This is a genomic window from Streptomyces phytophilus (genome assembly GCF_013870535.1).
GTDB lineage: Bacteria > Actinomycetota > Actinomycetes > Streptomycetales > Streptomycetaceae > Streptomyces > Streptomyces phytophilus.
In genome coordinates, this window is record NZ_JACBXC010000829.1 from 1 (window position 1) to 2755 (window position 2755).

The 2755-nt window shown below is 72.4% G+C and carries 3 protein-coding genes; all 3 read right to left on the reverse strand.

Annotated features, from left to right (window positions below; all coding sequences use genetic code 11):
- Window positions 1-127: 127 nt before the first annotated feature.
- Complete coding sequence (locus H5J30_RS25850) at window positions 128-817, reverse strand: transglutaminase-like domain-containing protein (protein ID WP_181789751.1); 690 nt, start codon at window positions 815-817, stop codon at window positions 128-130.
- A gap of 15 nt (window positions 818-832) precedes the next feature.
- Window positions 833-1957 (reverse strand): acyl-CoA dehydrogenase family protein, encoded by a 1125-nt coding sequence (locus tag H5J30_RS25855; protein ID WP_181789752.1) that lies wholly within the window; start codon window positions 1955-1957, stop codon window positions 833-835.
- 180 nt (window positions 1958-2137) lie between these two features.
- Window positions 2138-2755: tryptophan synthase subunit alpha (locus H5J30_RS25860; RefSeq protein ID WP_181789753.1), on the reverse strand; the 618-nt coding region annotated here is incomplete at its 5' end.

The following is a 2755-nucleotide window of genomic DNA, read 5'->3' on the forward strand; positions in this document are numbered from 1 at the left end:
CCGCGGCCGGGGCCAGCGGGCGGCCGGCGGAGTCGATCCGGCCGTTGTCGCCCACGGAGTCGAAGAGGTCGGCGTCGCAGCCCGCGCGGTCGAACGCGATGCCGCACACCTTGAACCACACGGGGCCTCAGCCCTTCCGCGCGGTCGCGTCGGCGTGCAGCGAGCCGGTGACCAGCCGGGTGCTGTCCGGGTCGGCGAAGATGCCGGGGTGGGCGCCGCGCATGCCGTCGACGACCCGCTGGTACGGCAGGTCGTCGAACTCGCCGTGCTCGCGGACGACTTCCATGTGGCGCATGCCGTCGTCGTCGTACGGGTGGTGGACGCTGTCGGCTCTGCCGTCGAAGTCGAGCGGGCGCATTCCGTACAGGCGGCACAGCAGCCGGTTGAAGACGGGGGTCGCGCGCACCCACGTGCCGTCGAGGTGGACGGTGGTGAGGGTGTGGTAGCGGAAGACGTCGCCGCCGACGAGCTTGCGCAGCGCGGGCGACAACAGGTGGTTGCGCACGTCGGTGAGGACGAGCCGCGCGGGGATGCCGACGGCGCGCAGGGCGGCGGCGTAGAGCACGGACTTGTGGAGGCACATGCCCTTGCCGGTACGGGCGACCTCGGCGGCGGTGACGCCGGTACGGGACAGGTCCACGCCGTACACCTCGTAGTTGATGCCGTCGCGCACGGCGTAGTAGAGCCGTACGGCGGCGTCCCTGCTGCCGAGCCCGTCCTGCGGCAGCGTGCGGCGGACGAAGTCGCGGACGTCGGGGTCGTCGGAGTTCAGGAACTCGGTGGGGGCGAGGGCGCTTTCCAGGTCTGTCGTCGTCATCGGTGTCCTCCCGCGTCAGGCGGCGCGCCCCAGGCCGAGCGTCGCGGCTATCCGGTTGTACTGGGTCTCCGTGGTGCCGGAGTAGATGGTTCCGGCGACTGCGCCGCGCAGCTCCTGTTCGAGGCCGTACTCGGCCAAGTAGCCGTTGCCGCCGAAGACCTGCACGGCGCCGAGCGCGGAATCGAGGGCCGCGCGGCCGGCGACGAGCTTCGCGGTCGCCAGGTCCGCGGTGACCTTGCGGCCCGCGGTGAACTTCTCCGCGGTGTCGTAGAGCCACTTCCCGGACGTCTCCAGGCCGATCTTCATGTCGACGATCCGGTTGGCGACGGCCTGGAAGCCGCCGATGGGCCGGCCGAAGGCGCTGCGCTGCCCCGCGTACTCGACGCAGCGGTCGAGGCGGCGGCGCATCTCGCCCGTGCTGACGATGAAGCGGCACAGGATCTCCCACGTCATCACGTGGTCCAGGACGAGGAAGCCGGCGCCCACGCGGCCGACGATGTGGGTCTTGGGCACCCGGCAGTCGTCGAGGAAGAGCGAGCACAGCGGTGAGGACCTCAGCCCCATCTTCTCGACGGGGTCGCCGAAGGTGAGGCCCGGCGTGTCGCGGGGCACGAGGAAGGCGGTGACGCCGAGGGGGCCGGCGGCCGGTTCGGTCTTGGCGTAGACGACGACGAGATCGGCGACGGGCCCGTTGCCGACGAACGCCTTGGAGCCGCTGAGGCGGTAGCAGTCGCCGTCGGCGGTCGCGGTCGTACGCATCCCGAGCATGTCGGAGCCGGAGTCGGGTTCGGTGACGGCGTGGGCGCCGATGGCGGTGCCGGCGCAGACCCGCGGCAGGTAGGCGTCCTTGAGCGCGGTGGAGCCGAAGCGCTGGAGGGCGACGCCGGTGCTCACCATGTGGGTGGTGATGCCGAAGTTCAGGCCGGTGTTGGGGCAGCCGCGGCCCGGTTCCTCCAGCACGTACATCGTGGTGAGGAGCGACTGCCCGAGGCCGCCCCACTTCTCGTCGAAGGGCAGGCGCAGGAGCCCGGACTCCATGACGGCGAGCCAGGGTTCGCGCGGGAAGTCCTCGGCGAACTTCCCGAACCACAGGCCGATCCCTTCCTTCAGCCTCTCGTCGTCCTTCGACCACGCGATCACGGCGGGCTCCTTAGCTTTGGCGTGCTCGGATTGCTGCCGGCGGTCAGTAGGAGGAGGGCCCCGCACCGTCGAGGGAATGGGTCTCGCCACCCTTCAGCGGAGGGCTGAACACGAAGACGAGGCGCCGGCTCCTTCCGTTTCCCCGGTCGACGTGGAGGACGTCCTTGAGTCTTCTCACGATCACGTATCCGCTCCCTTCGCGGTGCTCCGCTCGTCGGATCGGCGCCCGGCCGCGGGCCGCAGTCCGGTGACGAACTGCTCGATGTCCCGCACGTCGTGGCGCGTGCGCACCCCGAAGCCGACGGCGACCGGGGCCGCGCCGGTGCGGTGCAGGGCGAGTGCGGCGGGGCGCAGGCGGGCGGGGTCGGGCGGCGGGGCGGTGCCGGAGCGGCCGTAGGCGGCGACGAGGTAGACGTACGCGGTGGAGCGCCGGGCGGCGCGCGCCAGCACGGCCCCGGCGGAGTCGGCGTAGCAGGTGGTGATGACGCGCTGGCCGGTCTGCTCGGCGGCGTCCCAGTAGGCGTCGGTGCCGGCGGCGAGCGCCCGCCGGGCGGAGGCGCGGATGACGGGGCCGTCGGTGACGGAGTCGGGGAACGGGACGGCGAGTTCGACGCAGTCGACGCCGAGGCCGTCGAAGAGCAGCAGGAGGTCGCGGGTGTGCTCCAGGCCGGGGTCGCCGGCGTTGAGGAAGAGCGCGAGTCCGGGGTCCCGGGGCGTACGGCCGGGGAAGAAGGGGGTGTCGGGGGACCGGGGCCGCGGGCCGCGGGTGAGGTGGCAGCCGGGCTCAGTCCGGCAAGC